Annotated in this window: 26 protein-coding genes; 14 read left to right on the forward strand and 12 right to left on the reverse strand. The window is 69.8% G+C overall.

Features of this window, described 5'->3' with window-relative positions:
• Positions 1–410 precede the first annotated feature (410 nt).
• A complete protein-coding gene (bldC, locus tag RUR_RS13205) occupies positions 411–614 on the reverse strand; it encodes a developmental transcriptional regulator BldC (protein ID WP_013133571.1) in 204 nt (67 codons plus the stop codon).
• Positions 615–934: 320 nt separating this feature from the next.
• The gene (locus tag RUR_RS13210; RefSeq protein WP_283135299.1) at positions 935–1,807 is read right to left on the reverse strand and encodes a DUF8083 family protein; all 873 of its coding nucleotides are present in this window, start codon (positions 1,805–1,807) and stop codon (positions 935–937) included.
• Positions 1,808–1,946: 139 nt separating this feature from the next.
• On the opposite strand from RUR_RS13210, the gene RUR_RS13215 reads away from it, so the two are divergent.
• Together RUR_RS13215 and RUR_RS13220 are read left to right on the forward strand one after the other, a co-directional pair.
• Positions 1,947–3,050 carry a Glu/Leu/Phe/Val family dehydrogenase gene (locus tag RUR_RS13215; protein WP_283135300.1) on the forward strand — a complete coding sequence of 368 codons (1,104 nt, stop codon included), beginning with the start codon at positions 1,947–1,949 and terminating at the stop codon, positions 3,048–3,050.
• Positions 3,051–3,200: 150 nt separating this feature from the next.
• Positions 3,201–3,428: a DUF3073 domain-containing protein gene (locus RUR_RS13220; protein ID WP_283135301.1), complete on the forward strand. Its 228-nt coding sequence runs from the start codon at positions 3,201–3,203 to the stop codon at positions 3,426–3,428.
• A gap of 90 nt (positions 3,429–3,518) precedes the next feature.
• Here RUR_RS13220 and purM read toward each other — a convergent pair whose 3' ends face one another.
• Together purM and purF are read right to left on the reverse strand one after the other, a co-directional pair.
• Positions 3,519–4,562, reverse strand: coding sequence for a phosphoribosylformylglycinamidine cyclo-ligase (purM, locus tag RUR_RS13225; protein ID WP_283135302.1), 1,044 nt, complete (start codon positions 4,560–4,562; stop codon positions 3,519–3,521).
• Positions 4,563–4,590: 28 nt separating this feature from the next.
• The gene (gene purF / locus RUR_RS13230) at positions 4,591–6,027 is read right to left on the reverse strand and encodes an amidophosphoribosyltransferase (protein ID WP_283135303.1); all 1,437 of its coding nucleotides are present in this window, start codon (positions 6,025–6,027) and stop codon (positions 4,591–4,593) included.
• An 802-nt stretch (positions 6,028–6,829) separates the two neighbouring features.
• Between purF and RUR_RS13235 the strand changes: the two genes are divergently transcribed.
• A complete protein-coding gene (locus RUR_RS13235) occupies positions 6,830–7,162 on the forward strand; it encodes a DUF4190 domain-containing protein (protein ID WP_283135304.1) in 333 nt (110 codons plus the stop codon).
• A gap of 111 nt (positions 7,163–7,273) precedes the next feature.
• On the forward strand, positions 7,274–7,738 hold the full coding sequence (locus RUR_RS13240; protein WP_283135305.1) for a DUF4190 domain-containing protein: 465 nt from the start codon (positions 7,274–7,276) through the stop codon (positions 7,736–7,738).
• Positions 7,739–7,876: 138 nt separating this feature from the next.
• On the opposite strand, the gene RUR_RS13245 is transcribed toward RUR_RS13240, so the two are convergent.
• The gene (locus tag RUR_RS13245; protein WP_283135306.1) at positions 7,877–8,329 is read right to left on the reverse strand and encodes a sterol carrier family protein; all 453 of its coding nucleotides are present in this window, start codon (positions 8,327–8,329) and stop codon (positions 7,877–7,879) included.
• Between the two features lie 395 nt (positions 8,330–8,724).
• Between RUR_RS13245 and RUR_RS13250 the strand changes: the two genes are divergently transcribed.
• Together RUR_RS13250 and RUR_RS13255 are read left to right on the forward strand one after the other, a co-directional pair.
• Positions 8,725–10,425 (forward strand): P-loop NTPase family protein, encoded by a 1,701-nt coding sequence (locus RUR_RS13250; protein ID WP_283135307.1) that lies wholly within the window; start codon positions 8,725–8,727, stop codon positions 10,423–10,425.
• Positions 10,422–12,050 carry a GTPase gene (locus RUR_RS13255; RefSeq protein ID WP_283135308.1) on the forward strand — a complete coding sequence of 543 codons (1,629 nt, stop codon included), beginning with the start codon at positions 10,422–10,424 and terminating at the stop codon, positions 12,048–12,050. The genes RUR_RS13250 and RUR_RS13255 overlap by 4 nt, the downstream gene beginning before the upstream one ends.
• A 13-nt stretch (positions 12,051–12,063) precedes the next feature.
• On the opposite strand, the gene RUR_RS13260 is transcribed toward RUR_RS13255, so the two are convergent.
• From RUR_RS13260 to RUR_RS13290, 7 genes are all read right to left on the reverse strand, one after another.
• The gene (locus RUR_RS13260; protein ID WP_283135309.1) at positions 12,064–13,104 is read right to left on the reverse strand and encodes an SPFH domain-containing protein; all 1,041 of its coding nucleotides are present in this window, start codon (positions 13,102–13,104) and stop codon (positions 12,064–12,066) included.
• A 3-nt stretch (positions 13,105–13,107) separates the two neighbouring features.
• Entirely contained in the window at positions 13,108–13,539 is a 432-nt protein-coding gene (locus RUR_RS13265; protein WP_283135310.1) for an NfeD family protein, read from the reverse strand.
• Positions 13,540–13,630: 91 nt separating this feature from the next.
• The gene (locus tag RUR_RS13270) at positions 13,631–14,767 is read right to left on the reverse strand and encodes a L,D-transpeptidase (RefSeq protein WP_283135311.1); all 1,137 of its coding nucleotides are present in this window, start codon (positions 14,765–14,767) and stop codon (positions 13,631–13,633) included.
• 117 nt (positions 14,768–14,884) lie between these two features.
• Positions 14,885–15,994: a fumarylacetoacetase gene (gene fahA / locus RUR_RS13275; protein WP_283135312.1), complete on the reverse strand. Its 1,110-nt coding sequence runs from the start codon at positions 15,992–15,994 to the stop codon at positions 14,885–14,887.
• Positions 15,994–16,734, reverse strand: coding sequence for a hypothetical protein (locus RUR_RS13280; RefSeq protein ID WP_283135313.1), 741 nt, complete (start codon positions 16,732–16,734; stop codon positions 15,994–15,996). The genes fahA and RUR_RS13280 overlap by 1 nt, the downstream gene beginning before the upstream one ends.
• A complete protein-coding gene (locus tag RUR_RS13285) occupies positions 16,731–17,903 on the reverse strand; it encodes a homogentisate 1,2-dioxygenase (protein ID WP_283135314.1) in 1,173 nt (390 codons plus the stop codon). Before RUR_RS13285 ends, RUR_RS13280 begins: the two co-directional genes overlap by 4 nt.
• Before the next feature lie 83 nt (positions 17,904–17,986).
• Positions 17,987–18,664, reverse strand: coding sequence for an IclR family transcriptional regulator (locus RUR_RS13290; RefSeq protein WP_283135315.1), 678 nt, complete (start codon positions 18,662–18,664; stop codon positions 17,987–17,989).
• 116 nt (positions 18,665–18,780) lie between these two features.
• On the opposite strand from RUR_RS13290, the gene RUR_RS13295 reads away from it, so the two are divergent.
• From RUR_RS13295 to RUR_RS13330, 8 genes are all read left to right on the forward strand, one after another.
• On the forward strand, positions 18,781–19,134 hold the full coding sequence (locus tag RUR_RS13295; protein ID WP_283135316.1) for a PRC-barrel domain containing protein: 354 nt from the start codon (positions 18,781–18,783) through the stop codon (positions 19,132–19,134).
• Positions 19,135–19,515: 381 nt separating this feature from the next.
• The gene (locus RUR_RS13300) at positions 19,516–20,538 is read left to right on the forward strand and encodes an ABC transporter substrate-binding protein (protein WP_283135317.1); all 1,023 of its coding nucleotides are present in this window, start codon (positions 19,516–19,518) and stop codon (positions 20,536–20,538) included.
• Complete coding sequence (locus tag RUR_RS13305) at positions 20,535–21,332, forward strand: ABC transporter ATP-binding protein (RefSeq protein ID WP_283135318.1); 798 nt, start codon at positions 20,535–20,537, stop codon at positions 21,330–21,332. The genes RUR_RS13300 and RUR_RS13305 overlap by 4 nt, the downstream gene beginning before the upstream one ends.
• Positions 21,325–22,155 (forward strand): ABC transporter permease, encoded by an 831-nt coding sequence (locus tag RUR_RS13310; RefSeq protein ID WP_283135319.1) that lies wholly within the window; start codon positions 21,325–21,327, stop codon positions 22,153–22,155. The genes RUR_RS13305 and RUR_RS13310 overlap by 8 nt, the downstream gene beginning before the upstream one ends.
• Positions 22,156–22,176: 21 nt before the next feature.
• The gene (locus tag RUR_RS13315; RefSeq protein ID WP_428846999.1) at positions 22,177–23,466 is read left to right on the forward strand and encodes an LLM class flavin-dependent oxidoreductase; all 1,290 of its coding nucleotides are present in this window, start codon (positions 22,177–22,179) and stop codon (positions 23,464–23,466) included.
• On the forward strand, positions 23,463–23,960 hold the full coding sequence (locus RUR_RS13320) for an NADPH-dependent FMN reductase (protein ID WP_283135321.1): 498 nt from the start codon (positions 23,463–23,465) through the stop codon (positions 23,958–23,960). Before RUR_RS13315 ends, RUR_RS13320 begins: the two co-directional genes overlap by 4 nt.
• A complete protein-coding gene (locus RUR_RS13325; RefSeq protein WP_283135322.1) occupies positions 23,957–24,481 on the forward strand; it encodes a flavin reductase family protein in 525 nt (174 codons plus the stop codon). Before RUR_RS13320 ends, RUR_RS13325 begins: the two co-directional genes overlap by 4 nt.
• Positions 24,482–24,575: 94 nt before the next feature.
• Positions 24,576–25,427, forward strand: coding sequence for a DMT family transporter (locus RUR_RS13330; RefSeq protein WP_283135323.1), 852 nt, complete (start codon positions 24,576–24,578; stop codon positions 25,425–25,427).
• Positions 25,428–25,653 lie beyond the last annotated feature (226 nt).

Consider the following 25,653-nt stretch of genomic DNA (forward strand, 5'->3'; position numbering starts at 1 on the left):
GAGGTTCGACCTCGGGCCGACGCGGGTCAACCCGATGTTCGGGAGACCGTGGAAGGGCCGGGTGGATTCAGCGGTGCCGAGAACTCGGCCGGAACGATAGGCGCCAATGGGGTACCGCGGGTTACTCCACCGTCGGCACTCCGGTCCGTTCGGCCGGCGCTCGGGTGTGTGCCGGGCACTCCGGGTGGCGAGGTGTGATCGCCGGGTCGAACCGATGACGAGGGATGTCCCGCCCTGATCGGCGCATGCGGACAAGGCCGCGAGGGTAGTGCTCCATGGGGGCAAGGCGAGGAGACCTCACCTAGGCGGGCGGCGCCGGGCGGGCGGCGCCGCTCTGTACGGCAGGCGCGCTCACGTTGAGATTCACGCGAGCGCGCCCAGAGTCCCCCCTAGGTCTAAGCGGCCCCGCGTTACTCGGACCGCTGCTGCGGAATTCCCGCCAGCAGCGCGCGCACTTCGGTCTCCCGGTAGCGCCGGTGTCCGCCGAGAGTGCGGATGGACGTCAACTTGCCCGCCTTCGCCCACCGAGTGACGGTCTTGGGGTCGACGCGGAACATGGTTGCGACCTCCGCCGGGGTGAGCAGTGGCTCGGCCTCGGGTGTACGAGCTGACATTTGTGCGGCCTCTCCTCCGTGTGGACCGGCGACAGCGATCCTGCGACTTTTCTTGGCGCTTGTCACGGATGTCCCCAGATGATCCCGTTCATGCGGTTTTCGGGTTCATAAGTGGCATCACCCGATGTGACCATACAGGCACGCAGAGCGATTGGCGACCCCTGGGGGCCAACGAGGCGTCCACGTGTTGATGTCACGCTGCGTGATTCTAGCGACACGTTTCGTGGTATCGCTGCGAAAACCGCCAAACTGGTCAGTTCACAAGTGAGATTCCTGTCCCTGGGGACCCAATGCGAGCGCTATCTGGGATGCTTTATCCCTTAATTCGCAGATTCAAGGGCCTGAACGGAACGCCACCTAGTAGTGACCCTTTGGTACATGGCCGCCGATAGTTCTTCCTGCCCGGAGTCGAGTCCGGTGAGCGCCGCGGCGATCTCGCCGACCGACTGGTCGGTGCGCAGGGCCTCGTCGTCGAGGAGGTGGACGAGACCGCCGTAGTCCAGCTCGACCAGGGAGTGCGGATGGAACTCCTCCAGCCAGCGGCCGACGTCCTCAACCTTGATCAGCGGCCCCGCCTCGTCCAGGTGACGTCTGATCACGGCGAGCGCCCGGGCCACCCGCTTGCGGGCGTGCCCCATGGAGGTGACGTAGATCAGGTTGCGGGTCGCGGTCGTGGCGCCGGAGTCGCGTCCGCCCTCGCCGGGGTCGCTGAGGCGGAGCCAGCGCTCGGTGGGGTCGAAGGGGACGAACCATGCGGTTGGCACGTGCCAGGTGCTGCTCAGGATATGAGTGCGGAGCGTGACGTCCGTTCCGCCCGCCTGCTTGTACTTCTCGAAGTCGGCGAGGGTCTGCTCGGCGACACCCCCCGGGACGAAGCGGTCCATGAGGTTCGCCGGCGTACTCCCGGAGAATTTCACGAAGGCGAGCCACGATCGCAGCCGGCTCTGCCACGGCGAGACGTAGAGGGTGTCCTCCACCCGCCGGAGGTAGGCGTGGGCGCTCTCGTGCGGAGGGGCCACGATGGGCGGTACGGCGATCATGCGCCGTACCGCCTCCGCGTGCTCGGCCTCCAGCGTCAGGCGAGGACGCGGCCTGCGGTCCGAGAGGGCATAGTCCTCCCAAAACGCACGTTGGGGGTTGGTAAACGCGGCCAGCGGTTCGTACACACGGAGGTAGGCGGCATACGGGAGCACGAGCGCATCGTGTCACGACGGACCGCGTCTTGTCCGCGATCGCGTCATGAGAGATTAAGGACATGATCACAGGGGGGATACTCTGGGTGCGAGACCCGTCGCAGCGGAGCGACGGTCCCCGAGACCAGGAGTCACAACCGTGACCGACGTCTTTTCCGGGCTGTCCCACAAGGACGCGAGCCCAGGTGCCGGTGGGCAACACGAGCAGGTGGTCTTCTGCTCCGATGAGCGTAGCGGACTGCGCGCCATCATCGCCGTGTACAACACCGCGCTGGGTCCCGCCATCGGCGGCACACGTTTCTACCCCTACCCAAGTGAGTCCGAAGCACTCGCGGATGTGCTCAATCTCTCACGCGCCATGGCGTACAAGAACGCCTTGGCCGGATTGGACCACGGGGGCGGCAAGGCCGTGATCATCGGCGATCCGGCCACGATGAAGTCGGAGGCCCTGCTCCGGGCCTACGGCCGGTTCCTCCAGTCGCTCGGCGGCCGGTACATCACGGCCTGCGACATCGGCACGTACAGCGAGGACATGGACATCGTCGCGCGGGAGAGCCGTTTCGTCACCGGCCGCACTGTCGAGCACGGTGGCGCGGGAGACTCCTCGATCCTCACCGCCTACGGCGTCTACCAGGGCATGCGGGCCGCCGCCGAGCACCGGTACGGCACCTCGTCCCTGCGGGGCCGGCGGGTCGGCGTCGAGGGCGTGGGCAAGGTCGGGCACCGGCTCGTCAAGCACCTGGTCGACGACGGGGCCGAGGTGGTGGTCTGCGACGTCAGCCGGGAGGCGGTCGACCGGGTACTCCGGGTGTACCCGGGTGTCGAGGTCGTCGCGGACCAGGAAGAGATCACAGGTGCGGACATCGAGGTCTACGCCCCCTGCGCGCTGGGCGGTGCCTTGACCGACGACACGGTGGCTCGGCTGAACGCGACTATTGTGTGTGGTGGAGCAAACAACCAGCTCGCTCACCCCGGAGTGGAGAAGCAGCTCGCCGACCGCGGGATCCTCTACGCTCCGGACTACGTCGTCAACTCAGGCGGGGTCATTCAAGTCGCCGATGAGATCGAGGGGTTCAGTATGGATCGTGCCAGGTCCAAGGCGACGCGGATCTACAACACGACCTTGCGGATCTTTGAGATCGCCGCTGACGAGGGCGTCCCGCCGGCGGTCGCCGCCGACCGGCTGGCCGAACGCAGGATGTCGGAGGTCGGGCGCCTGAGGGGTATTTGGCTCGGCACCTGACCGCCGCCGACGATACGGCGTACCGAGCTGAGCGTAAAACAGGTACGGTAATAGGCGAACGAGAGCTGACGATGAGCGTCAGGACACGTCAGCCCTCGCGTAGCGTAGCGACGAGGGGTCGAGCACGGCCCCGCATGAGGGGGTCGAGCCATGGGGCGCGGCCGAGCTAAGGCCAAGCAGGTGAAGGTAGCCCGCCAGCTTAAGTACAACAGCGGGGGCACCGATCTTGAGCGTCTTCGCACGGAGCTCGGAGTCAACGACAACGACTCCAAGCGGGATGACGACTCCTATGACGATCTGGCGGATCGGTACGCCGACTACGCCGATGATTACGGCGACGGAGACGACCGCAAGGACGGGACGACCGGCCGCAGGTAGGTCATCGGCCGTCAGCGGTACAGGCGGTTAGGACACCCGGTGTGCCTCGGCACGCCGGGTGTCGCTGCCGTGCCCGGACGGCACAGCCGGTTACGCCGTCGGGTGCTTTCCGATCAGCTCCGACCGGCCGCTCCCGGGGACGATCTCGCCGACCACCCAGGCCGGTAGGCCTCGTTCAGTGAGTACGGCGACGGCGCCGTCCACGGCGTCGGCCGGCACGATCGCGCACATACCCACCCCGAGGTTGAAGGTGCGGTTCATCTCCTCGGCCGTGACGCCGCCGTATCCGGCGAGGACCTCGAAGACGGCCGGTGGCGTCCAGGAGTCCCGGTGGAGCACCGCGTCCACGGTCGGGGGCAGGGATCGGGCCAGGTTGGCGGTGAGGCCTCCGCCGGTGATGTGGGCGAAGGCGTGAACCTCGCTCCGGCTCGCCAAGTCGAGGCAGTCGAGGGCGTAGATCCGCGTCGGCGTGAGGAGTTCCTCGCCGAGCGGGCGGGTCAGCTCGGGCAGGTCCGCGTCGAGCGGGAGCCCCTTCGCGCTGAGGATGTGCCGCACCAGGGAGAAGCCGTTGGAGTGGACCCCGGAGGAGGCGAGGGCGAGGACGACGTCTCCAGGACGCACCCGAGCCGCTCCAAGTACCGCAGAAGCCTCTACAACCCCCGTAGCGGCCCCCGCGAGGTCAAACTCATCTTCTTCCAGCAAACCCGGATGTTCGGCCGTCTCGCCGCCGATGAGGGCGCATCCCGCCTTACGGCAGCCGTCGGCGACCCCGGCGACGATGGCCGCGATACGTTCCGGGACCACTTTGCCGCAGGCGATGTAGTCGGTCATGAAGAGCGGCTCGGCCCCGCACACCACCAGATCGTCGACGACCATGCCGACCAGGTCGTGGCCGATGGTGTCGTACACGCCCATCCGGCGGGCCAGCTCGACCTTGGTCCCCACCCCGTCGGTCGAGGTGGACAGGAGCGGCCGCTCGTACCGGAGCAGCGCGGACGCGTCGAACAGGCCGGAGAATCCGCTCGGGTCGTCGACGACCTCGACTCGCCGGGCCCCGGCGACGTGCGCCTTCATCAGGGCGACTGCGCGATCTCCCGCCTCGATGTCGACACCGGCGGTCTTGTAGCTGGTCATTGTCTCTTCCTCGCTGGGGCGCGCCCGATCACTGGGCGGCCTGCTCCAGGACGTATTTCCCCACACTGCCCTTGTCGACGGGGATCGGGTAGATCCCGTCGAAGCAGGCCCGGCAGAGCCGCTCTCTCGGGATCGTCGTCGCCTCGATCAGCTGCTCCAGGGAGATGAAGCCGAGCGTGTCCGCGCCGATCGACGCCCGGATCTCCTCGACGTCGAGGGAGCCGGCGATGAGCTCGGCCCGGGTGGCGAAGTCGATGCCGTAGAAGCAGGGCCAGCTCACCGGCGGGCTGGAGATGCGCACGTGGACTTCCTTGGCGCCCGCCTCGCGCAGCATCCGGACGATCGCCCGCTGGGTGTTTCCCCGCACGATCGAGTCGTCGACCACGACGAGCCGCTTGCCCTCGATGGCCTCGCGCAGCGGGTTGAGCTTGAGCCGGATGCCCAGCTGCCGGATCGTCTGGGAGGGCTGGATGAAGGTACGGCCCACGTAGGAGTTCTTGACCAGGCCTTGGCCGTACGGGATGCCGCTCTCCTGGGCGTACCCGATCGCCGCGGGGGTGCCCGACTCGGGGGTGGGGATCACCAGGTCGGCCTCGGCGGGGTGCTCCCGGGCCAGGCGGCGCCCGATCTCGACCCGGGTGGTCTGCACGCCTCGGCCGGCGATGGTGGTGTCCGGGCGGGCCAGGTAGACGTACTCGAAGAGGCAGCCCTTGGGTTCGGCGAGGGCGAAGCGCCGCGAGCGGACGCCTCGCTCGTCGATGGTGATGAGCTCACCCGGTTCGATCTCACGGACGAAGGTCGCGCCGACGATGTCCAGCGCCGCCGTCTCGGAGGCCACGGCCCAGCCGCGCTCCAGCCGGCCGAGGACCAGCGGGCGGACGCCCTGCGGATCCCGTGCGGCGTAGAGCGTCTTCTCGTCCATGAAGACCAGGGAGTAGGCGCCGCGAACCTCAGGCAGGAGCTGCGCCGCGGCGTCCTCGATGGACTGCGAGCCGTCGGCGAGCAGGGCGGTCAGCACCTCGGTGTCGGTGGTCGCCCGGATGTCCTCGGAACCGAGGCGTGCGGCGAGCTCCGGGGTGTTGATGAGGTTCCCGTTGTGGGCGAGGGCGAGACCGCCCACGTCGGTGGAGCGGAGTGTCGGCTGGGCGTTCTCCCAGACACTCGAACCGGTGGTCGAGTACCGGTTGTGGCCGATCGCCAGGTGGCCGCGGAGCGTGCCGAGGATCGTCTCATCGAAGACCTGGGCAACCAGCCCCATGTCCTTGTAGATGAGGATACGGTGGCCTTCGCTCACCGCGATGCCTGCGGACTCCTGTCCGCGGTGCTGCAACGCGTAGAGCGCGTAGTAGGTGAGCTTGGAGACATCCTCCCCGGGCGCCCATACGCCGAAGACGCCGCAGGCGTCCTTCGGAGGCTGGTCGCGGGGGTCCAGGTCATGACCGAGTCGGCCGTCGCCCTTGAGCACATGCACAAGTTTAGGCGGGCTGCGGAGCCTGGCGTACCCCGGGGCCGGTGAAGTGGATTTTCCGGCGGGTTGTCCACAGCCTGTGGATAAATCCTGGGGTCATCGGAAACCCTGTGAAATCCGGGCTTTCACTCCTGATCAGGGCCCGGGCGGCGGTTCTTTGCCAAACCTGTGGCATCCCCGGGTTTTCGCGACGACGGCCCGCACTTTCCCCGGTTGATCGTTGTGCTGCCCGCCCCCTCGGGGGCGCAGAAGGCGCGACGATCACCGACTGGCCGTGCTTGATCGATCCTTCGCGTCGCCGATCGCGTCGAGGCCGGTTTGGGAGATCTCGAAGCCAACCTTTGCCCGCTTGATCGTTGATCTAGAGCTTGGTGGGGGGAGGCTCGGATAACTCGGACTCGCCGGACTCGACGCCAGGAGATCAGAAGTGACGACACCAGACGAGCCGCGGCGACCCGAACCCGAACCCGGTCCTGAGACCCCGGGGGAGGCTCGGCGGCCTGAACCCGGTCCTGAGACTCCGGGGGAGGCTCGACGGCCCGAACCGGCCCCAGGAACCCCCGATGCGCTCCGCCACCCCGAACCCGGCCCGGAACAGCCACACCGGCCCGAAGCCGAGTCCGTGTCTCCAGGGCAGCCCGGACCCGGTCCGGAGAAGCCGTGGGAGCCGCCGAAACCGCCCCCGGGCGCCGCGGGGTATCCGGGGGTTTCGCAGCCCGGCGGTTCCGGCTTCTCCGGGGGAACCCAGCCGCCGCCCCCGGCGGGGTGGGCGCCTCCACCGTCGGAGCCCGGGCGGGGGATGGCCATCGCCTCCCTGGTCCTGGGGATCGTCGGCATCTTCACCTGCGGGCTGTGCGGGGTCGGGTCGATCGTCGGCCTGGTCCTGGGCGTCATGGGCGTGGTCAAGGATCGGTCCCGGGGGATGGCCATCGCCGGCGTCGTCCTCAACGGCCTGGCGCTGATTCTCTCGATCATAGGTTTGGTCTTCGCCATCCCCTTGGCGGAGTGGTTCTTCGCCACCGTGGGTGAATGCTCCGATCGGACGAAATATCCGACAAGTGAGGATCAGCAAAGGTGCATCGAGAATTTGATGCCGTTCCTGACGCCGACGCCCGGCCCGCAGGCGCCGTGAACCGCCGTGGACATACCCGGTGACGCCGAACCCCTGGTGACCCGGGAGAGAAGGTGAGAGTCTGGTCGACAATTGATCAGATTTCCCACCCACCACTTGGGAGAACCGACAGTGACCACCCCCGAGGACCCCAACCAGACCCGCCCGATCGGCCGCGACGAGGTCAAGCAACCGGTCGCGAGTGCCCCCGGGCAGTACGGACTGTCGGCAGCCCCCTACTCCGGATACTCCGGATCGGGCTATTCGACCCCGCCCGCCCCGCAATCCAAGGGCATGGCGATCACGTCACTGGTGCTGGGGATCGTGGGGCTGTTCACCCTCGGCATCGCCGGGATCGGATCGGTCATCGGGCTGATCCTCGGCATCGTCGCCGCGGCGAAGGGCCGTGGTCGCGGCATGGCGGTGGTCGGCATCGTCCTCAACCTGCTGGCGCTCATCATCACCGTGCTGCTCGTGGTCTTGGTCGCCCCCTACTTCTCCGGGATCCTGGAGTGCGCGGACCCGGTCAGGTATCCGGACGACGCCTCCACCAACGCTTGTATCAACGAGCTTTTCGGGATAACCACCCCAGCCTGATTCCGGGTGTCGTCTCCCGGCCTTTGACCCGCCGTGCGGCCAATCTCGGACACCGAAAACTCGGAAGCCGGCGGGAGTCCGGCCGGTAGCCGATCGGATTCCCACCATTGACCTGTGAAAACCCGCTCGCGGGATGTGTCAGTCGTTTGCCGTGGTGATCGGAAGATAGGGCGAGAGGTCGGCGCGGGGCCCGCTCGCGGAGATCCGGCCGTCGGCCACGGCCTCGGCCCACGTCGTCGTGCCGGTGGCGAGGGCGAGCCAGGTGGGCGGGTCCATCTCGACCACGTTCGGCGGGGTTCCCCGGGTGTGCCGGGGCCCTTCCACACACTGCACGGCGGCGTACGGCGGCACGCGTACCTCCACCGACCTGCCCGGCGCGGCCGTGACGAGCGTCTCCAGCAGGTGACGCACCGCCGAGCGCGCCGCGTCCCGCTCGGGAACCCCGCCGTGCCGGTAGAGCTCGGCGACCACCGCGACACACGCCCCGAACACACCCCCGAGCGGCCCGTCGTACGGCGGCCTCCCCAGCGTGCCGAGCTGCTTGTCGAGGGCGGCCCTCACCTGTCCGGCATCCAATCGTCGCGGTGGCATGCCCCCATCATCCCAACGCGCGGGCGGCGGAACGGCCGCTCAGCGGCAGGTGCCCGGGGTCAGGAGCCCGCCACTCTCCCCCAAGTTTGTGTGACTGTCACGGGAGTCGATGGGCTTTGCGGATTCCGCCGGGGGAGGATGCCGCCCGGGGCGCGGAGCCGGTGCCGCAGAGAGAGGTTGGTACGGCCGTCGGCCCAGGTCAGAGGCGATGGCCGGTCCGGGCGGGATGGTTTGCCGCGGTTCACGGCCGCGTGGTCGATCGTTCCCGCACGCGGCGACGATGGGCTACGCGGTACGGGCTGTCGCGGATGACGTGGGCCTGATGCGGGCGGTGGTGGGTCAAGCAGGCGTTTTCCCCGGTGGATAAATGGAACCAGGCGGGGGATGACCGGATTGTGAGCTTGCTGGAGGCCCTAGGGGATCTGCGGCACCGGCTTGAGGGGGAGCTCTTTCCTCTGGAGGTGTCCGGTGTCGCCGAGCACCGCCGTGCCCGGCGCGAGCTCGCCGCGCAGCTGGACGACTACATCGTGCCGCGGCTTACCCAGATCGACGCCCCGCTGCTGGCGGTGGTGGGCGGTTCCACCGGGGCCGGGAAGTCGACGCTGGTCAACTCGCTGGTGGGCGCGGAGGTGGCCGCGCCGGGTGTGCTGCGCCCGACGACCCTCGCGCCCACGCTGGCGGTGAATCCCGGTGAGCTGTCCTGGTTCACCGAGCAGCGGGTCCTGCCCGGCCTGCCGCGGGTCTCCGGGTCCGGTCCGGAGCAGCCGGGCACCCTGCGGATCGTCGCCGAGGACACGGTGCCGGCGGGTCTGGCCCTGCTGGACGCCCCCGACATCGACTCGGTGGTGACGGCCAATCGCGAGCTCGCCGCCCAGCTGCTCGCCGCGGCCGATCTGTGGTTGTTCGTCACGACGTCGTCCCGGTACGCCGACGAGGTGCCGTGGGGCTTCCTGCGCAGTGCGAGCGAGCGGAGTCTGGCCCTCGCGATCGTCCTGAACCGCGTCCCCGCCGAGATCATGGACGAGGTACGGGCCGACCTGGCCAGACTGCTCGACGAGCACGGTCTGTCCGGGGTCCCGCTCTTCGGCGTAGCCGAGCTTCCCCTGACCGAGGGCAGGCTGCCGCCGCAGGCCGTACAGCCCATCGAGGGGTGGCTCGCCGGGCTCGCCGCCGACGAGCAGGCACGGGACGCGGTGGTCCGGCAGACCCTCTCCGGGGCCCTGACCGCCCTGGGGACCCGGGTTCCCCGGCTCGCCGACGAGGTGGACGTCCAGCTGGAGACCGCGGACGCGCTGCGCCGGGACGTGTACGGCGCCTACCGGCGGGCGCGGGAGCAGTTCGACGACGGCATGCGGGACGGATCGCTGCTCCGGGGCGAGGTGCTCGCGCGCTGGCAGGAGTTCATCGGCACCGGCGAGTTCATGCGGGCACTGGAGAGCCGGGTGGGCCGCTTGCGCGATCGGATCGTCGCCGTCCTCACCGGACGCCCCGCGCCCGAGGCGGGGCTGGCCGTCGCCTTGGAGACCGGGGTGGAGTCGCTGATCAGGGATTCGGCGGAGCAGGCGGCGGAGCGGACGGTGGACGCCTGGTCGGCGCGGCCGGCCGGACTCGCGCTGCTGGAGCGGGACGGCGTGGTGGCGGCGAGCAGGCTGGGACGGGCTTCCCCGGAGCTCAAGGCGCGGGCCGGTGAGGCGGTGCGTGACTGGCAGGGGTTCGTCCTGACCCTGGTCCGGATGGAGGGCGCGGGGAAGCGGACGATGGCCCGGGTCGCCTCGTTCGGGGTGAACGGGGTGGGCCTGCTGCTCATGCTGCTGGTGTTCGCGCAGACGGCGGGGCTCTCCGGGCTGGAGATCGGGATCGCGGGCGGCACGTCCGTGCTGAGCCAGCGGCTGTTGGAGGCGATCTTCGGTGATCAGGCGGTACGGCAGCTCGCCGCGGAGGCCACCAGGGATCTGCGGGAGCGGGTCGGGCGGGTGTTCGACCAGGAGTCGGTCCGGTACACCAAGATGGTCGACGATCTTCATTTGGACGGGGCGGGCGCGGCCGGGCTGCGGGCCGCGGCGGCGGCGGTGGCCGCGGCGTCGGGGGAGCTGTGAAGCTCGGAGATCGGCTCGACGCCTTGGCCCAGGCCGCCGAACTCGCCCGGGGGCGGCTCGACGACGCCTGCGTCGACTCGGCGCTCACCGTCGTCGGGCGGGCCGGGGCGCGGCGAAGCCTCTCGGTGGAGTACACGGTGGCGGCGCTCGCGGGCGCGACCGGGAGCGGGAAATCGTCGCTGTTCAACCGGCTCATCGGCGACCAGGTCGCCCAGGTGGGCGCACTCCGTCCGACGACGGCGGCCGCGCAGGCCGCGGTGTGGGGTACGGCCGAAGGCGCGGCGGAGCTCCTGGACTGGCTCGGCGTGCCCCGGCGGCATCTGCTCGGTCACGCCGATCACGGTGCCGGGCTCGACGGCCTGATCCTGCTGGATCTGCCCGATCACGACTCGATCCGGGTCGAACACCGGATGGAGGTCGATCGCCTGGTCGGTCTGGTGGACCTGCTGATCTGGGTGGTCGACCCGCAGAAGTACGCGGACGCCGCCGTGCACGAACGCTATCTCCGTCCGCTCGCCGCCCATCGGGACGTCACCCTGCTCGTGCTCAACCAGGTGGACCGGCTCCCCGTCGAGTCGGTGGCCTCCGTCTCCGGCGACCTGCGCCGGCTGCTCCTCTCGGACGTGCCGGTGCTGTCGGTCTCGGCCAAGACCGGGTTCGGTCTCGGCGGTCTGCGGGAGCTGCTCGCCGGTCGGGTCCGGGACCGCCGGTCGTGGATGCTCCGGCTGGAGGCCGACGCCGCCGTGGCCGCCGCCCGGCTCGCCGCCCCGCCCACCGGGTCCGCGCGGAAGGTGGAGAGCGCGGAGCTGGTCGACGCGCTCGCGTCCGCCGCGGGGGTGCCGGTGGTGGCCCGGGCGGTCGAGAAGGCCCACCGATACCGTTCGGGGATCGCCACGGGCTGGCCGGTCACCCGCCTGCTCCGCCGGTTCCGCCCCGACCCGCTGCGGCGCCTGAGGCTGCCCTCGGGGGTGGGTGCGGCCCTCGGCCTCCGGGGTGTCCCCGGCGGCGGTACGGCGGGGCGGACCTCGCTGCCCGCGGCGACCGGGGTGCAGCGCTCCCGGGTGGACACGGCGCTGCGCGCGCTCGGGCGGAACGCCGCCGTGGGCGTGCCCGAGCCGTGGGCGGCGGCGGTACGGGGCTCCGCCCGTTCAAGTGCCGGGGAGCTGGAGTCGGCGCTGGACCGGGCGGTCGCCGGGACCGAACTGGAGGCGGGGCGGCGGCCGCTGTGGTGGCGGGTCGCCGGTCCGCTGCAGTGGCTGGTCTTCGCCGCCATGGTCGCGGGCGCCCTCTGGCTGGGCGCCTTGTTCCTGCTGGGCTATCTGCGGCTGCCCGAGCCGCCGAATCCGACGTTCGGTGAGTTGCCGTGGCCGACGACCCTGCTGATCGGGGGCGCGCTGGCCGGAGTGATCCTAGCCCTCATATGCCGATTTATCGCTTATGTGGGTGGGAGACGGCGGCGGCGTCGGGTCGAGCGGCGCCTGTACAAAGCGGTCGAGCAGGTGGCGGAGGACCTCGTGCTCACCCCGGTCGCGGCCGAGCGCGACCGCTACCGCCGGTTCTGCGAGCTGGTCACGGCGGCACGGGGATCGGCCGCCCCCCTCCCCGTACCCGCCCCACCCCGCTGAGGTGCTCGGCGGATCACTGAGGTGGCTTGGGGGTGGAGCCGCCGCCCGGGCGCTGGAGGCGCTCGGCCTCCTTGATGGCGTCCTTGACGACCTGGTCGAGCTCGGGGCCGGCGGCTTCGATCTCGCGGGCGGCCTCCTTGGCCTCCGGTGACGGCTCCGCCCGGGTGGCCGGGCTCTGCGGCAGCACCTCGCTGAACGCCTTGGTGACCGACTGGAGAGCGCTCGTGACCTCGCCGGGGATGACCCAGAACGTGTTGCCCGGCCCTTCGGCGAGTTTGGGCAGCATCTGCAGGTACTGGTAGGCGAGGAGTTTGGGGTCGGGGTCGTTGCGGTGGACGGCCTGGAACACCTCTTCGATCGCGCGGGACTGGCCTTCGGCCCGCAGGATGGCGGACTGCCGCTCGCCCTCGGCCCGCAGGATCGCGCTCTGCTTGTCGCCCTCGGCGGTGAGGATCTGGGCCTGGCGGACGCCTTCGGCGTTGAGGATCGTGGCGCGCTTGTCCCGCTCGGCGCGCATCTGCTTCTCCATCGCCTCCTTGATCGTGCGCGGTGGGTCGATCGCCTTGATCTCAACGCGGTTGACCCGGATGCCCCACTTTCCGGTGGCCTCGTCGAGCACCCCGCGGAGCTGGTTGTTGATGTGGTCGCGGGAGGTGAGGGTGGCTTCCAGGTCGATGCCGCCGATGACGTTGCGGAGCGTGGTCACGGTGAGCTGTTCGATGGCCTGGATGAAGTTGTAGATCTCGTAGGAGGCGGCTCGCGGGTCCACCACCTGGAAGTACAGGACGGTGTCGATGTCCACCACGAGGTTGTCCTCGGTGATGACCGGCTGCGGCGGGAACGACACCACCTGCTCGCGCAGGTCGATGAAGGGGCGGATCTTGTCGATGAACGGGATGACGAAGTTGAGCCCGGGTTCCAGGGTCTGGTGGTAGCGGCCGAGCCGCTCCACGTTGGCCGCCCTCGCCTGGGGGACGATCCGGACCGTCTTGAAGACGACGATGACGACCGCGAGGGCCGCGAACATCAGGACCAAGAGCGTTTCGATGCCCATGCGCTACTCCCGAGGGTAGACGAGGGCGGTTACCCCCTCGATCTCGAACACGTCCACGGTCGTCCCGACGGGGATCACGAGTGACTCGTCGTAGGCTCGGGCAGACCATTCCTCACCGTTCAGGCGTACCCGGCCGCCCCGTCCGGTGACCTCACTGGTGACGTACGCCGTCTTGCCGACGAGTGCCGGAACCCCGAATCGGCGGGCGGGCGGCTGGCGCAGGCGGCGCCGTGCGATGGGGCGGACCAGGACCAGTCCGACGGCTGAGGCGGCACCGAACACCACGAACTGCAGGGCGACGGGCAAACCCAGGGCCGCGGTCCCCGCCGTGACGAGGGCGGCGATCGCCAGGAGCCCGAGTGCGGCGGTCAGCGTGACGATCTCGGCGACACCGAAAACGATCGCCAAGACCAGCCAGATTATCCAGGCGTCCATTGCATATGGCCTTCCAGCCAATGAACCTTTTACTTCACGATATCCCTCGAAGTCGCCCCGTGGCATATTTATCGGAGGCCAAAAGGATCTTTTATTTGACTTGTTCCGTCCACTCCTCCCAGCTGAGTTGCCAGTAGCCCCAGCCGTTGTGCCAATCCAGCGGGCGGGTGGTGCCGCTGACGATCACAGGGTCGCCGCGGAGGGTGTTGGTGTAGAACCATTCGGCCTGGTCGGGCCGGACGTTGACGCATCCGTGGCTGACGTTCACCCGGCCCTGCGCCCACACGTTGTCCTTGGCGTGGATGTACTCCCCGCTGTGCGAGATCCGCACCGCGTGGTTGATCAGCAGGTCGTAGTAGTCCTCGTCGCCCTTCTTCCGGCCCGGAGAGACCATTCTCACCGGGTTGCCCTTTTCCATGGCGAGATGGAACCCACTCGTCGTGGTGTACTCCTTGGTGTTCCCCATACCCGCGCTGATCGCCATCCGCTGCATGATCAAGCCGTCCTGCCGGACCGTCATCTGCTTGGCGACGGCGTCGATCAGGCTCACCTGCCTGCGTCCCACCCCGAAGGAGACCGTGCGGTCGGCGGAGCCGTACACGCCGGGCGCGGCGCGGACCCCGGTGAGATGGGCGGTGAACGTGACGAGCTGCTGGCTGGGCCAGAGGGTCTTCGTCCGGTAGGCGACCTGGGTCGGGCTCAGCCAGCGCCAGTCCCCTTCGACCGGTTTCTGCGCCCGGACCTCCAGGCTCCGCTCGACCCCCGCCCGCTCGGTCACCGGGGCGCTGAACGTGACGACGATCGGCATGCCCACCCCCACCTGCTCACCCTGGTCGGGTGTCACCGAGGTCACCGAGAACGACTTCGCCGGCTTGAGGGTCCGGAACCGGGTGAGGCTGGTCTGCACGCCCTGGCTGTTCTGGGCGGTGGCGTTGACCACGTACTCGGCGTTCGGCTGGAGGGCCCAGCTGGACCTCCAGACGCGGGACGCGGTGTCGAACCGGCCGGGAACCGGGACGCCCTTCACGCTGACCGCGACCTTGACCAGCGCGCCCCGATCCACCCTCACCGTCACCCCGCGGTCCGGCCGGGCCCGTTGCACGCCGTCCGCGGGGGAGACCCGGATCTTGGGCAGGACGCTCGTGTCGGGGGACTCGGCCGATGAGGACGAGCAGCCCGGTGCCATCGCCGCGATCACGATCGTGGATAGAACAGGGCCAAGCCGCATTTCCTCCGCCTTCCGAGCGCTCCGAAGACGGCCAGGCTATCGATCTGAAGGCGGAGGGTTATTGCGTGACTACAGGTTGTTGCCATCCTTTTGGGGTGTGATCGCGCCCCGATGGCTTCACCGGACCGTGCCGGTCACCTCGCCCAGGTCGATCCGCTCCCCGCCGGGGCCGGGCGCGGTGGCGGTGATCGTCACCGTGTCCCCGTCCTCCAGGAACGCCCGGGTGGAGCCGTCGGTCAGCTTGAGCGGCTCGGCCCCGTTCCAGGAGATCTCGATCAACGACCCGCGCTGATCGGGTTCGGTGCCGGAGACGGTCCCGGAGGCGAACAGGTCGCCGGTCCGCAGGCTCGCCCCGTTCACGGTCATGTGGGCGAGCATCTGATCCGGGGTCCAGTACATCCCCCGGTACGGCGGACGCGAGATCACCTGCCCGTTGAGCGTGACCTCGAACTCCAGGTCGAGCCCCCAGGGCGCCGACCGCCGCAGGTAGTCGAGCGGCTCCGGATCCTGCTCCCGGCCCGGGACCCGGGCGTGCGCGAGCGCCTCCAGCGGGACCACCCACGCCGAGACCGACGTCGCGAAGGACTTCCCGAGGAACGGGCCGAGCGGGACGTACTCCCAGGCCTGGATGTCCCGGGCGCTCCAGTCGTTCACCAGGACCACCCCGAACACGTGGTCCTCGAAGGAGCCGGCCCGCTCACCGAGCTCGGTGGGCGCACCCACCACGAAACCCAGCTCGACCTCGATGTCGAGTTTGCGCGACGGACCGAACTCCGGCCCCGGCGCCCGCTGGCCCGAAGGCCGCCTGATCGGCGAACCGGAGACCACCACGGTGCCCGCCCTGCCGTGATACCCGACGGGCAGATGCCGCCAGTTCGGCTTGAGCGGCTCCTCGTCCGGCCGGAACATCCGCCCGAGGTTGGAGGCGTGCTCCAGCGAGCAGTAGAAGTCGACGTAGTCGGCCACCTCGAACGGCAGGTGCGACCGCACCTCGGCGAGCGGGATCGTCTCGGCGCCGTCGGCCAGCGCCGCCCGGACCCGCTCGTGCACGGCCTGCCACACCGGGCGCCCGAGCGCCAGGAAGGGGTTGAGGCTCGGCGCCGCGAACACGTCGTCGCCCAGGGCCGCGGCGAGATCGAGAACGGCGTCGCCGACCTTCACCCCCACCCGGGGGGCTTCACCGGGACGGGAGAACACCCCGTAGGGCGGCGGGGTAAAGCCGGACATCACTTCTCCAAAAGGCCGAGATTACGGAGGTCTTTGATCGGGGTGCGGGTGCTGCACGACCCGTACGAGACGAAGAGTTCACGCGCCCGCGCCGCGGTCTCGTCGGAGACCGCCCGCGCCAGCCGTACCAGCTCGTCGGCGTCCTCGGACTCCAGCACCGCCGTCACGTCGCCGCCGTCGACCGCGGCGCACACCGCGGTGACGAGGTTGAGGAAGCCGTGCCGGTGGACCGCGAGCATCGGGTCGAACCGGCGGACGGCGTTGTGCAGCCCGGCGGTCGCCTTGAAGGGGATGCCGCCGTCGACGCAGGTCTGGATGAAGGCCCCCAGCTCCGCCGCGGTGGGGAAGAGGGACGGGCTGAGCCCGCCGCACCGCACCTTGGCGCGCGGCAGACCGGCGACCACGTCGAGCCAGCCCGGTTCCCGCGGCGGCTCGTAGTACACCGGGAGGTGCCGGGGGAGTTCCCCGGCGGCCGGCAGCCGTACTTCGATCAGTTCGACGTCGAGGTCGTCGAACGACGGCACGCGCGGGGCCTCCAGGATGAGGCCGATCCTGATCGGCTCCATGAGCAGCGTGCGCAGTTCGTCGAGGCGGCTGGACGGGCAGAGGAACCGGTGGGTGAGCACCGGGCTGCCCTCCTTGACGTCGGCGATGTGCCGGTCGAGCGCCCCGGCCATGGACAGCTGCGTGGGGGGAAACAGCCCGGCGTCGTCCACGAGTCCGTGGAAGAGGGTGTTCATCGGACCCAGGACCAGGCGTACTCGGAGTCCTCGGCGGCGAGCGCGGCCGGACCCAGGTCGAGCGGGCGGAAGGTGTCGATCATGACGGCGAGCTCGTTGGCCGTGGTCTTGCCCTCCTTGACCGCGGCGATGGAGGCCTCGACCGCGCCGGGCTGCGGCCCGTGGGTGAACCCGGCGGGGTGCAGGGAGATCGATCCGACGTCGATGCCCGACCCCTTGCGCGCGGTGTAGTCGCCGCCCACGTAGAACATGAACTCGTCCGAGTCGACGTTGTGGTGGTTGTAGGGGACCGGTACGGCCTCCGGGTGGAAGTCCAGCGGCCGCGGGCAGAAGGAGCAGATCACGAAGTTCGGCCCCTCGAACGTCTGGTGGACCGGCGGCGGGGCGTGGATGCCCTTCACGATGGGCTCGAAGTCGGCGATGTTGAACGCGTAGGGGTAGAGACAGCCGTCCCAGCCGACCACGTCGAACGGGTGGTTCCGGTAGGTGAGCCGGGTGAGGCCGCCGCGGGTGCGGACCAGGACCGGCGTCTCCCCGCCTTCGACGATCAGCGGCTCGGCGGGTGCGCGCAGGTCCCGCTCGCAGTAGGGGGCGTGCTCCAGGAACTGCCCGTACTTGGACAGGTACCGCTTGGGCGGGCGGATGTGGCCGGCCGCCTCGACGGTGAGCGCCTTGACCTCGCCGCCGAGCGGCACCCAGCGGTGGATCGTGCCGGTGGGGATTACGACGTAGTCGCCCTCGGCGGCGGGAAGGGCGCCGTAGGTCGACTCCAGGCGCACCCGGCCGCTCTGCACGTACACGCACTCGTCGCCCATGGAGTTGCGGTAGAGCTCGCTCGGCTCGGTGGCGGCGGCGAAGGAGACGCGAACGTCGCCGTTGCCGGCGAGGAGCTGCCGGCCCGCCACGAGGTCGCCGCCGGAGGGCAGGTCCTGGGTGCGGAAGTGGCGTGGGGCGAGCGGCAGGTTGGGGCGGAGGTCGGTCGAGCCGGGCGGTTCGACGGCTTCGGATTTGACGATCGCCGTGGGGAGGTACCGGTGGTAGAGCAGGGAGGAGTCCGAGGAGAAGCCCTCCTCGCCCATGAGCTCTTCGGAGTACAGGCCGCCGTCGGGCCGCCGGAACTGTGTATGACGCTTGCGTGGGATCTCGCCCACGACCCGGTAGTACGGCATCGCCTTCTCCTTGTCCGTTTATCGGACGTCAATGTCCTCTATTCGTACAACGATGCTACGTGACTCCGTGTGTCTGTCAATGCCTAGGCCAGGGCGTCGCGCAGCTCGCCGGCCGCCTCGACCACCCGGGGGCCGACCGCGGTCGCGTCCAGGGCGCCGAACGTCACCACCCCGACGCTCGCCTCCAGCGACGGCAGCCCCAGGATCGGGGCTGCGATCCCCCGCGCGTCCTGCTGAAGCTGCCCCTCGGTGACGAAGTACGGCGCGGCCTGTGGGGATACCTCCCCAGCGGAGCCCGGCTCAGTCATCTCCGCGGCGCGAACCGAGAGGATGGCCAGCCCCGCGGCGCCCCGCTCCAGCGGGTGCCGGGCGCCCTCCCGGTAGGCCACGTGGATGTCGGTCCAGGACGGCTCGACCACCGCGATCGCCAATCCCTCCGAGCCCTCCGCGACCGTGAGGTGCGCGGTGGCGCCGACCTGCTCGGCGAGCCGGCGGAGTACGGGCAGCGCCGCGGCGCGCAGGAGCGGATGGACCGACCGGGCGAGCTGGAGCACGCCGAAGCCGAGGTGGACCCGGCCGTCGGCGCTTCGCCGTACGAATCCCTCGTTCTGCAAGGTCGTGAGGAGCCGGTACACCGCCGGACGGCTCAGTTCGAGCCGGGCCGCCAGGGTGGTCGGGGTGAGCCCCTCGCTTCCGTCGGTGAGCAGGCGCAGGAGGCGGAGCCCGCGCTCCAGGGTCTGAGAGGACTCGGCGGCGGCCATGACGTGAGAGCGTACCCACTCCCGTCCCGGGGGCGGCGGAACCGGGGAGCCGCCCGGGTGTTTGACCGTCGGAGGCCGGGGTAGCGGGGGTGCTCCGCAAAACGGAGGAGACGAAGATGGCATACGACATCTGGGGATACCGCGCGACGTCGAAGTACGCCCCGGGCGCGGACCTGGTCGGATACCGGGTCGAGGCCGTGGACGGAAGCATCGGGAAGGTCGCCGCGGCGACCGAGGAGGTCGGCTCCGCCCATCTCATCGTGGACACCGGCCCGTGGATCTTCGGAAAGCACGTGATGCTCCCGGCCGGCGTGGTCCAGGAGGTCGATCCGGCCGAGCAGCGCGTCTACGTGGACCGCACCAAGGAGGAGATCAAGAGCGCTCCCCGGTACGACGCGGGATTCCATCATGAGGACGTCGGCTACCGCGAGAAGCTGGGCCACTACTACGGCCCGTTCTACCTGCGGTGATCGGCGGCGCGGGGTAGGGGCGCTGGGGACATTCCCGGCGCCCCTCCTCATTTCCGAAATTTCCTATTTATCAGGTAGGGAAAGTTGACATTTCGACGTGGCCTCCGTAACGTCGACGGCATGCACCAGGGCATGTACCTGACTCGATGCGCGCACGTCGACTGCTGTCGCGTGTTCAGCGCCCAGTGTTGTCGCTGACCGTCCACCGGGAGCGCCGAACCGACCGCCGGTAGGAACCGCCGGGTTCGGCCCACTGTGCCTCTTGCGTCGCGTCGCCCGTCGACGCCATTCCGCGGCCGCTCAGCCGCAGGCCTTCCGCCCTCTCGATCGAGGGCCCCACCGCCGTGGTCACGGCGGAACGTCAACGCGAGGAAACCAAGAGTGAGGAAACTCGTGATCCATTTGGCCGTCGTGCTGCTCGCGACGGCCGGTGCCGGCTGCGCGCCGGCATCCTCGGAGAGCAACGCCGGACGTGGCGAGCCGGAGACCCTGGAACTCCGCTACCAAGGCTCCGTCGGCACCGTCACCTTCCCCGAGCTCGCCCAGGACCTCGGCTACCTCGGGGACATCAAACTCAACTGGATCGGCAACACGATCAGCGGTCCCCAGGACATCCAGGCCGTGGCGACCGGCGACGCCGACTTCGGCGGGGCGTTCAACGGGGCGATCGTCAAGCTGGTCGCCGCCAAGGCCCCCATCAAGGCGGTGGTCGGCTACTACGGCAGCGACAAAAACACCTTCCAGGGCTACTACACCTTGGACTCCAGCCCGATCGAATCCGCGCGGGATCTGATCGGCAAGAAGATCGGCATGAACACCTTGGGAGCGCACGCGGAGGCCGTGCTCAAGGAGTACCTCCGGCGGGGCGGTCTCACCCCGGAGGAGATCAAGCAGGTGCAGCCGGTCGTCGTCCCGCCGGTCAACGTGGAGCAGTCGCTCCGGCAGCGGCAGATCGACGTGGCGGTGCTCGGCGGCGTCCTGCGGGACAAGGCGGTGGAGCGGGGCGGTCTTCGGCTGCTCTTCTCCGACTTCGCCCTGTTCGGCCCGTTCACCGCGGGGAGCATCGTGCTGACCGACCGCTTCATCGCCCGCAACCCGACGACCGCCCGCAAGTTCGTCGAGGGTGTCGCCAAGGCCGTCGAATGGACCCAGACCCACGACCGCGAGGAGGTCGTGGCCCGCTTCAAGAAGATCGTCCAGAACCGGGGGCGGAACGAGGACCCGTCCCTGGTCGGCTACTGGCGGAGCAGCGGCGTCGCCGGCCGCGGCGGTGCCATCGCCGAGGCGGAGTTCGCCACCTGGGTCCGCTGGCTGGAGGCCGAAGGGGAGATCGAGCCGGGCCGGGTCCGGCCCGGCGAGGTGTTCACCAACGCCCTCAACCCCCTCGCCGGAGGTGCGCGATGATCCGCATCGAGGGCGTGGGCAAGGTGTTCGACGTGCGCGGCGAATCCTTCACCGCGCTGCAGGACATCGACCTGGAGATCCGTACGGGCGAGTTCCTAGCCGTGGTCGGGCCGAGCGGCTGCGGAAAGTCCACCCTGCTGGATCTGCTCGGCGGGCTGAGCGAGCCGACCTCGGGCCGGATTCTGCTGGACGGGGTGCCGGTGACCGGTCCCGGACTCGACCGCGGCGTGGTGTTCCAGCAGTACGCGCTCTTTCCCTGGCGGACCGCCGTCGCCAACGTCGAGTTCGGCCTCGAGGGGAAGAACCTGTCGAAGCGGGAACGCCGCGAGCGGGCCAGGCATCACCTGAGCCTGGTCGGCCTCTCCGGATTCGAGGACCGCTACCCGCACGAGCTCTCCGGCGGGATGCGGCAGCGGGTGGCCATCGCCCGGAGTCTGGCGTTCGACCCGGACGTGCTGCTCATGGACGAGCCGTACGCGGCGCTGGACGCCCAGACCCGGGAGTCGCTCCAAGACGAGCTGCTCCGGATCTGGGAACGCACCGGCAAGACCGTCGTCTTCATCACCCACGGCATCGAGGAAGCCATCTACCTCGGGGAACGGGTCGCGGTGATGACCTCTCGGCCGGGACGGATCAAGCATGTCGTACCGGTCTCACTCGGACGCCGGACGGAAGGGGAGGTACGGGCGGCGCCGGAGTTCGGCCGGTACCGGCGCGAGCTCGCGAGCCTGCTCCGGGACGAGGTCGAACGGGCCCGGATCCAGGAGCTGAGGGAGGTGGCCTCCGTTGGCTAGCCTCACCGAGACCCGCGCGGACACCACCGGGATCGTCGCCGACGAGCCGCCCGGGGTGCGGCGGCGCGCGCCGTACCGGACTCTCGCCCCGGCCAGACGCTCGATCGCGATCGTCGTCCTCCTCCTCGTCTGGGAGCTGCTGCCCCGGCTCTCCTTCGTCGACGCGACCTTCCTCCCGCCGTTCTCCGACGTCGCCGTCGCCTGGTACGACCTGCTTCGCTCGGGGGAGCTGGCCGAGCACACCCAGGCCTCGCTGGTCCGCTCGCTGGCCGGCTTCGGGCTCGCGATCGTTGTCGCGATCCCGCTGGGACTGGTGATCGGCTGGTACAGGCCGGTGGCCGAGCTGCTCAACCCGGTGCTTGAGCTCTTCCGCAACACCGCGGCGCTCGCCCTGCTCCCGGTGTTCGTCCTCATCTTGGGCCTGGGCGAGACCTCCAAGATCTCGATCATCCTGTACGCCTGCACCTGGCCGATCCTGCTCAACACGATCAACGGGGTGAAGACCGTGGACCCTCTTCTGATCAAGTCGGCCAGGTCCATGGGCCTCGGCGCGCTCCGGCTCTTCCAGAAGGTGATCCTGCCCGCGTCGGTTCCGGCGATCTTCACGGGCATCCGGCTGGCCGGCGCCTACTCGATCCTGGTGCTCGTCGCCGCGGAGATGGTCGGCGCCAAGGCGGGGCTCGGCTACCTGATCAACCATTCGCAGTTCAACTTCGCCGTCCCCGACATGTACGCGGGCATCGTCACGATCTCCGTGCTCGGCCTGCTCTTCAATCAGCTGCTCCTTCGCCTCGAAGGCCGCTTCTCCACCTGGAGGCTTTAAGTGCACCTCAATGCGTTTCTGATGGGCGTCGGCCACCACGAGGCGGCCTGGCGTCACCCGAGGACCGAGCCGGGCCGTGTCCTCGACATCCGGCATTTCCAGCAACTCGCCCGGATCGCCGAGCGCGGCAAGCTCGACTCGGTCTTCTTCGCCGACGGCCTGGCGATCTGGAACAACGTCCGCCACAACGCGACCGGCGGCCTCGAACCGCTCACGCTGCTCGCGGCGCTCGCCGCGGTCACCTCGCACATCGGACTGATCGCCACGGCCTCCACCACCTACAACGAGCCGTTCCACCTCGCCCGCAAGTTCGCCTCACTCGACCACATCAGCGGGGGCCGGGCCGGCTGGAACATCGTCACCTCGGCGGGTACGGCCGAGGCGCAGAACTTCGGACTGGACGACCGGCCCGCCCACTCGGACCGGTACGAGCGCGCGGCGGAGTTCCTGGAGGTGGCCGTCAAACTCTGGGACAGCTGGGACGACGACGCGCTGGTGGTGAACCGCCGGAGCGGCGTCTACGCCGACACCGACAAGGTGCACACTTTTGATCACCGGGGGAAGCACTTCCGGGTGCGCGGCCCGCTGAACGTCCCGCGGCCCCCTCAAGGACACCCGCTGCTGGTCCAGGCGGGCTCCTCCGAGGACGGCAAGGAGTTCGCGGCGCAGTACGCCGAGGCGGTGTTCACCGCGCAGCAGACCTTCGAGGAGGCCAAGGGCTTCTACGACGACCTCAAGTCCCGGCTCGCCCGGTACGGCAGGGAGCCGGGCGAGCTGAAGGTGCTCCCCGGCATCTCCCCGATCATCGGCTCCACCGAGCGGGAGGCCCGGCGGCTGGAGGCCGAGCTCGAAGAACTGATCAATCCCGAGTACGGCGTCTCGCAGCTCTCGCAGATCGCCGGAATCGACCTGTCGGCGTATCCGCTGGACGGTCCGCTGCCTCCGCTGAACGTGCACACCGAGGGGAACCAGAGCCGGGTCAAGCTCATCGTGGACCTGGCACGGCGGGAATCCTTGACGATCAGGCGGCTGATCGCCCGGCTCGCCGGCGGGCGGGGGCACCGGGTGGTGGCCGGGACGCCCGTGCAGATCGCCGACCAGCTCCAGCACTGGTACGAGAACGGGGCCGCGGACGGGTTCAACGTCATGCCGGCCCACCTTCCCGGCGGGCTGGAGGACTTCGTCGACCACGTGGTCCCCGAGCTCCAGGCGCGCGGGCTGTTCCGGCTGGAGTACGGCGGGCGGACCCTGCGGGAGAACTACGGGCTGCGCAGGCCGGTCGGCCGGTTCGCCACGGCGGCGGTCTCATGAGCGCCGTCGTCCTGGTGGGCAATCCCCGCGCGGCCTCCCGCACCCACCGGGTGGCCGCCGCGGTGGCGGAGGCCGTCCTGCCCGGCGTCGGTTTCGAGACCGTCGATCTGGGCGCACTAGGCCCGCGGCTGCTCGCCTCCGAGGCGTCGGCGGCGGTGGAGGACGCGCTCCTTCAAGTAGCCCGGGCCCGTGTCCTGGTGGTCGCCAGCCCGACCTACAAAGGCACCTACACGGGCTTGCTCAAGGTCTTCCTGGACCGGCTCCCGCCGGGCGCGCTCGCCGGGACGTCGGCGCTGCCGGTGATGGTCATGGCGGATCCCAGGCACGCCTCCGCGGTGGAGGTGCATCTCCGGCCGCTCCTGGCCGAACTCGGGGCCGCGATCCCGGCTCGGGGGCTGGCGGTTCTGGAGTCCCAGCTGGACCGGCTCGACGAAGTCGTCGGCCCATGGGCCGACGGGCTGGCCACCCTCCTGCACGCGGAGGTGCCGGCATGAGCGCGGGCCGGAGGTCGCCGACGGCCGTGGGGCATCCGACCGCGGTCGACGAGGACCGCTTCCGGCGGGCGCTCGCCGTACACGCGGCCGGGGTGGTTGTGATCACCGCGGAGACTCCGGGTGGTCCGGCGGGGCTCACCGCCACCTCTTTCACCTCGGTGAGCCTGGACCCGCCGCTGGTGTCCTTCTACGTCGATCGGTCCTCCACCACCTGGCCCGGGCTCCGGCTCGCCGATCATTTCGGGGTGAACATCCTCGCCCGGGAGCAGCGGGAGGTGGCCGTTCGGTTCGCCCGGCGCGGTGCCGACCGGTTCGCGGGAACCCCGTGGCGGGCGGGGCCGTGGGGAGTCCCTCTGCTCGGCGGGGTCACCGCGCATCTGGTCTGCGCGGCGCACAGGACCGTGGAGCTCGGAGACCACGTCCTCGTCGTCGGTGAGGTGACGGACACAAGTCTGGGGCCGACACGACATCCGCTGCTTTATCAGCAAGGAACTTTCGGGAGGTTCATCCCCTACACCTAGCAGGTAACGGACCCAGGGGGTGCCACACGTGCGCTCCCTGGGCAACCATTGCCTAGGCTGGCGTGATGCAACCATTTATCCACCGTGACACGGCATGATCGGGTTAGGGCTCTCCATCGCCCTGGTCGGGGCGTTCGGCTACGCGCTCGGCGCGGCCGTCCAGCAACGTGAAGCAGCCGTCCTCGGGGCCACCCTGGAGCTGACCCGCCGCCTGCGCTGGTGGGTCGGCGGGATCATCGGCTTCACCGGGGCCTGCCTGCACGCCGTGGCGCTCAGCTTCGCACCGTTGACGGTGATCCAACCGGTCGGGGTGGCCACCCTGGTGTTCGCGGTCCCGCTCGCCGCCTGGTTGCACGGCCGCAGGCCGCTGCGCCTTGAGATCATCGGATCTCTGGTCGTCGCCGCCGGGCTCCTCCTGCTCATGCTGCTGATCCCCACGCACCACAAGGTCCCGGTGCTCGGCCACGGTTCGGCGATCGGCTTCATCGCCACCGTCGGGATCATCGTGGCGATCTGCCTTGCGGTGGCGAGCCGCTTGCACGGCTCGGCGCGGGCGCTGGTCCTGTCCGTCGGCGCCGGGGTCGTCACCGCGACCGTGTCGACGTTCGTGCGGGTGGTCGGCGCCAACCTGACCCGCGACTTCGCCACGGTGCTGCACTGGTTCACCGTGGCGATCCCGCTCCTGCTCATCGGCGCCGTGGTGCTGCTGCAGAAGTCGTACGCCGTCGGCCACTTCGGCGTCGCGTACGCGGGGGTGCAGGTGGTGGATCCGATCACCTCGGTCACGGCCGGGGTGGTCCTGCTCGGCGAGCAGCTCCCCGTGGGCCTCGGCAGTGTGGCACTCGCCCTGGTCGCCGCGTCGCTGGTGATCGCGGGGACCGTCACCCTCGCCAAACTCACGCCGGACCATACCCGCAAGGAGCCGGTCGGGTCGTCGGCGATGTGATCCTCCAAAGATGGCATATCCCAAGGTCAAGGGGGAATTGTCTCCACGGGGAGGGCCATCGGGGAGGTTGGGGGAACGCCGGGTACGGCGAAGCGCGCATGGGGACGATTCGGGGGCGGAGAGCGGATGACCGGCCGGCCGACGCCGCGTCGGGTGCGCGGGCGGGCACCGGCGTGCCCGGCGATGCGCGCTTGGAGCGGCGCCGGACGCCATGAGCCCGTGGCCA

This window comes from Rhizohabitans arisaemae (genome assembly GCF_025996515.1).
Taxonomy (GTDB): domain Bacteria; phylum Actinomycetota; class Actinomycetes; order Streptosporangiales; family Streptosporangiaceae; genus Rhizohabitans; species Rhizohabitans arisaemae.

Excerpts from the sequence above, each read along its gene's own strand:
- RUR_RS13265 (WP_283135310.1), bottom strand. The coding sequence starts at position 13,539 with ATGGACGCCTGGATAATCTGGCTGGTCTTGGCGATCGTTTTCGGTGTC.
- fahA (WP_283135312.1), bottom strand. The coding sequence starts at position 15,994 with ATGTCCGGCTTTACCCCGCCGCCCTACGGGGTGTTCTCCCGTCCCGGT.
- purM (WP_283135302.1), bottom strand. The coding sequence starts at position 4,562 with ATGACCAGCTACAAGACCGCCGGTGTCGACATCGAGGCGGGAGATCGC.
- RUR_RS13330 (WP_283135323.1), top strand. The coding sequence starts at position 24,576 with ATGATCGGGTTAGGGCTCTCCATCGCCCTGGTCGGGGCGTTCGGCTAC.
- bldC (WP_013133571.1), bottom strand. The coding sequence starts at position 614 with ATGTCAGCTCGTACACCCGAGGCCGAGCCACTGCTCACCCCGGCGGAG.
- RUR_RS13325 (WP_283135322.1), top strand. The coding sequence starts at position 23,957 with ATGAGCGCGGGCCGGAGGTCGCCGACGGCCGTGGGGCATCCGACCGCG.
- RUR_RS13270 (WP_283135311.1), bottom strand. The coding sequence starts at position 14,767 with ATGCGGCTTGGCCCTGTTCTATCCACGATCGTGATCGCGGCGATGGCA.
- RUR_RS13280 (WP_283135313.1), bottom strand. The coding sequence starts at position 16,734 with ATGAACACCCTCTTCCACGGACTCGTGGACGACGCCGGGCTGTTTCCC.
- RUR_RS13285 (WP_283135314.1), bottom strand. The coding sequence starts at position 17,903 with ATGCCGTACTACCGGGTCGTGGGCGAGATCCCACGCAAGCGTCATACA.
- RUR_RS13260 (WP_283135309.1), bottom strand. The coding sequence starts at position 13,104 with ATGGGCATCGAAACGCTCTTGGTCCTGATGTTCGCGGCCCTCGCGGTC.
- RUR_RS13245 (WP_283135306.1), bottom strand. The coding sequence starts at position 8,329 with ATGCCACCGCGACGATTGGATGCCGGACAGGTGAGGGCCGCCCTCGAC.
- RUR_RS13305 (WP_283135318.1), top strand. The coding sequence starts at position 20,535 with ATGATCCGCATCGAGGGCGTGGGCAAGGTGTTCGACGTGCGCGGCGAA.
- RUR_RS13295 (WP_283135316.1), top strand. The coding sequence starts at position 18,781 with ATGGCATACGACATCTGGGGATACCGCGCGACGTCGAAGTACGCCCCG.
- RUR_RS13290 (WP_283135315.1), bottom strand. The coding sequence starts at position 18,664 with ATGGCCGCCGCCGAGTCCTCTCAGACCCTGGAGCGCGGGCTCCGCCTC.
- RUR_RS13320 (WP_283135321.1), top strand. The coding sequence starts at position 23,463 with ATGAGCGCCGTCGTCCTGGTGGGCAATCCCCGCGCGGCCTCCCGCACC.
- RUR_RS13315 (WP_428846999.1), top strand. The coding sequence starts at position 22,177 with ATGGGCGTCGGCCACCACGAGGCGGCCTGGCGTCACCCGAGGACCGAG.
- RUR_RS13220 (WP_283135301.1), top strand. The coding sequence starts at position 3,201 with ATGGGGCGCGGCCGAGCTAAGGCCAAGCAGGTGAAGGTAGCCCGCCAG.
- RUR_RS13235 (WP_283135304.1), top strand. The coding sequence starts at position 6,830 with ATGGCCATCGCCTCCCTGGTCCTGGGGATCGTCGGCATCTTCACCTGC.